This window comes from Luteibacter sp. P4_E6 (genome assembly GCF_056401535.1).
Genome location: NZ_JBFUJE010000322.1, coordinates 1 through 4,501, shown reverse-complemented (window position 1 = coordinate 4,501; position 4,501 = coordinate 1). Strand labels below are relative to the sequence as shown.

Below are 4,501 nucleotides of genomic sequence, written 5' to 3'. Positions count from 1 at the left end.
CACTGATCGTCTTCCTGGTCACCGTCGCGTTGACCGTCGTCCTCTATGTCGTCATTCCGAAAGGCCTGTTCCCGACCCAGGACGTCGGCGCGGTCGAGGGCATCAGCGTGGCCGACAACTCGGTGTCCTATAGCGCCATGGTGAAACGGCAGGCCGAGCTCGCCGAAGCGATCCTGAAGGATCCCAACGTGACAGGGCTGACGTCGTACGTGGGCATCGATGGGACGAACAAGACCCTAAACAACGGCCGCTTCCTGATTGGCCTCAAGGCGAAGGACGATCGCTCCCTCAGCGCCGCCGAGATCGCGCGCAACCTGCAGAACGAAACGGCGAACGTCACAGGCATTCGCCTGTTCGTGCAGCCGGAGCAGGACCTCACGCTCGACACCACGGTATCGCCGAACCAGTACCAGTTCGTCCTGCGGGGTTCCTCGGTGCAGGAGCTGGGCAAGTATGTGCCCGCCCTGGTCGATCGCCTGCGCAAGGTCGACTCGCTCACGGATGTCACCAGCGATCTCAACAATGACGGCCTGGCGGTGAACGTCGAGGTGAATCGCCAGCTCGCCGCGCGTTATGGCATCACACCGGCGACGATCGACAACGCGCTCTATGACGCGCTCGGACAGCGTATCGTCTCGACCATCTTCGAGCAGTCCGGGCAGTACCGCGTCATCCTGGTGGCCAAGCCCGAGAGCCTGCCCACGGTGCAGTCGCTCGGCGACATCTATCTGCCCAGCCAGACCGGCAGCAGCGGACAGGTACCGCTGAAGGGCATCGCGTCGATCCAGATCGTCAAGGCACCCCTGGTAATCAGTCACCTGGCGCAGTTTCCCGCCGTCACGGTTTCCTTCAATCTCACCGCCGGTGCCTCGCTCAGCTCGGCGGTGAAGGAGATCACGGCGGCGGAACAGGCGGTGCACCTGCCGCCGTCTGTCACGTCGTCGTTCCAGGGTGCCGCGCAAGCCTTCCAGGATTCACTCTCCAGTGAGGTGTATCTCCTGATCGCCGCCCTGGTCGCTGTCTACATCGTGCTCGGCGTGCTCTACGAAAGTTTCGTTCACCCATTGACCATTCTTTCGACCTTGCCGTCGGCCGGTATCGGCGCGTTGCTTGCGCTTATGGTGGCCGGGCACGATCTGGACGTGATCGGCATCATCGGCATCGTCCTGCTGATCGGCATCGTGAAGAAGAACGCGATCATGATCGTGGACTTCGCGCTGGAAGCGGAGCGCGAGCACGGCAAGCCGCCCGAGGAAGCCATCTTCGAGGCCTCGCTGCTGCGCTTCCGGCCTATCCTGATGACGACGCTCGCGGCGATGCTCGGTGCGCTGCCGATGCTGCTGGGTAATGGCACCGGCTCCGAACTGCGCCGGCCGCTCGGCCTCGCCATCATCGGTGGCCTGGCGCTGAGCCAGTTGCTGACGTTGTTCACCACGCCGGTGATCTACCTGTTCTTCGACCGGCTGGCCGTGCGGTTACGGCGCGCGCCGGCGCAGAAGGCGATCGGGCACGAGTCATGAGTATCCCGGGCCTGTTCATCCGGCGTCCGGTGGCGACGACGCTGCTGGCCGTCGCGATCCTGCTGTCAGGTGCGCTCGGCTATTTCAACCTGCCGGTGGCGCCGCTGCCGAACGTCACGTTCCCCGTGATCGTGGTCCAGGCGAGCATGGCCGGTGCGAGCCCGGACATCATGGCCTCGACCGTGGCTGCTCCGCTGGAGCGACGGCTCAGTGCTATCGCGGACGTGTCCGAGCTGACCTCGTCGAGCTCGGTCGGCTCGGCCCAGGTGGTGATCCAGTTCGGCCTGGGACGCGACATCAATGGCGCGGCCCGCGACGTGCAGGCGGCGATCCAGGCGGCGCGAGCCGACCTGCCGAGTACGCTGCGCAACAATCCGACGTACCGGCAGTTCAATCCGTCGGATACCCCGATCATGGTGCTGGCGCTCACCTCGGCCACGCTGACGCGGGCGCAGCTCTACGATTCGGCTAACTCGATCCTCCAGCAGCAACTCTCGCAGGTGGATGGCGTAGGGCAGATCACGCTGGGCGGCAGTGCCTTGCCCTCGGTTCGCGTGGAGTTGCAGCCCGACCAGCTCAATAGCTACGGCATCGGCCTGGAGGATGTCCGTGCGTCCCTGAGCTCGGCGAATGCGAACAGCGCCAAGGGCCATATCGACCAGGGCGACCAGCGTTTCGAGGTGCTTTCCAACGACCAGATCAGCAAGGCCGCGCCGTATCGCGACATCGTCGTCGCCTATCGCCAGGGGGCACCGGTCTTCCTGCGCGATGTCGCGCAGGTGAGCGATTCGGCGGAGAACCTGCGCAACGCCGGCCTGTACAACGGTAAGGACGCGGTACTCGTCATCGTCTATCCGCTCCCGGGCAGCAATATCGTCAGGACCGTCGCACAGATCCGCAAGGTCCTGCCGAATGTCGAGGCCACCTTGCCGCACGACATCCATGTCGGTATCGCCGTGGATCGCTCGCAGTCGGTCAATGCCGCGGTGGACGACACCGAGCGGACGCTGTTCATCGCCGTGCTCCTGGTCATCGGCGTGGTTTTCATCTTCCTGCAGTCCCCCCGCGCCGTGCTGGTGCCGGCGGTCGCGTTGCCCCTTTCGATCGTGGGCACGTTCGGCCCGATGTACCTGCTCGGCTACAGCCTCGATAACCTGTCGCTGATGGCGCTCACCATCGGCACCGGCTTCGTGGTGGACGACGCGGTCGTGGTGCTGGAGAACATCGTCCGCCACGTGGACGAGGGCATGGACGTGCGCGAAGCGGCCCTGGTCGGTAGCGCCGAGGTCAGCTTTACCGTGATCTCCATGAGCCTGTCGTTGATCGCGGTGTTTCTTCCGATCCTGTTGATGCCGGGCATCGTCGGCCTGCTGTTCCATGAGTTCGCGGTGACGCTGTCGATCGCCATCCTGCTTTCCCTGGTGATCTCGCTGACCGTGACGCCGACGATGGCGGCCTTCGTGCTCCGCGCGCGCGGTACGGCAAGGCCGCCGGGTCGCGTCGCGGCCTGGTCGGAGCGCCAGTTCGAGCGGTTCAAGCAAGGCTACGACCGTTCGCTGGCGACGGCGCTGGACCATCGCCTGCTTGTCGCGCTGGTTCTGATCGGGCTGATCGTCCTCAACGTGTTCCTGATTCGCTTCGTGCCGTCGACCTTCTTTCCCGAACAGGACAACGGCATCCTCCAGGGCCAGATCATCGCGGACCAGAGCATCTCCTTCCAGGCCATGGAGAAGAAGCTCGCCCAGCTGCAGGCGATCGTGCAGAAGGATCCGGCGGTGGCTTCCGTGGCCGGCTTTACCGGTGGCCGCGCACTGAATACCGCCAACGTCTTCATCGAACTCAAGCCCCTGGCGGAACGCAAGATTTCCGCCGCCCAGGTGGTGGATCGATTGCGCCCGAAGCTCAATGCCGTGTCCGGCGCGCGCCTGCTGCTGCAGGCCGCGCAGGACCTGCGCATCGGTGGCCGCCAGTCGGCCGCGGAATACCAGTACACGCTGACCAGCGACGACCCCGATACCCTGTTTACCTGGGTGCCCAAGCTGGTGGCGGCGCTCAGCAAGGAGCGGTTGTCGGACGTCAACTCGGATCTGCAGCAGCACGGCTTGCAGATCTACGTGAATTTCGATCGCGCGACGGCCGCTCGCTATGGTTTCGCGCCCAACCAGATCGACACTGGCCTGTACGACGCCTTCGGCCAGCGTACGGTGTCCACCGTATACAACGAGCTCAACCAGTATTACGTGGTGATGGAAGTCGCCCCTGCCTACTGGCAGTACCCGCAGATGCTCGAACGCATACGCTTCAGTACCGCGGCGGGTAACGCGAGCGGCACGCAGCAGACGCAGATGTCGAGCTCGCTGGTGAAGGGCGTCACGGCCACGACCGTCACGAGCACGTCGTCGGGCACGGGCGCGTCGACCAATGCGAAGAACGCCGATGCCGAGGCCAATCTGCTCACCAACGCCATTTCCAACGCGAAGGGCGGCGGTTCCAGCGGCAGCGCGGACAGCACGGCGGCGGAGACACTGGTGCCGTTCCCCGCTATCGCCAGCTATGTCAGCAACCACACGGCCACCCAGGTCAGCCATCAGGACGGGCTGGTCGCCGCAACGGTTTCCTTCAACCTGCCGCCCGGCGGGTCGCTCAGCCAGGCCTCGACCATCATCGGCCAGGTCTCCCAACAGATCGGTCTGCCGKCTTCGGTGCATGGCAGCTTTGCCGGCGCGGCGCAGGTGTACGGTCAGTCCATGTCGACGATGCCGCTGCTCATCATCGCGGCGTTGGTGGCGGTGTACATCGTGCTCGGTGTCCTCTACGAGAACACGGTGCACCCGTTGACCATCCTGTCGACACTGCCCTCGGCCGGTATCGGTGCGACGCTGGCCCTGCTTATCTTCGGCACGCCATTCTCGGTCATCGCCATGATCGGCATCATCCTGCTGATCGGCATCGTGAAGAAGAACGCGATCATGATGATCGAC

2 protein-coding genes are annotated in these 4,501 nt (G+C 64.5%); both read left to right on the top strand.

Going from position 1 to position 4,501, the window contains the following annotated elements; genetic code table 11:
- Positions 1–1,520 (top strand): efflux RND transporter permease subunit (locus AC1DT2_RS16365; RefSeq protein ID WP_477297478.1); only part of this gene is annotated, 1,520 nt, incomplete at its 5' end.
- The coding region (locus tag AC1DT2_RS16360) for an efflux RND transporter permease subunit (RefSeq protein ID WP_477297477.1) at positions 1,517–4,501 on the top strand (2,985 nt) is incomplete at its 3' end. The genes AC1DT2_RS16365 and AC1DT2_RS16360, both read left to right, overlap by 4 nt.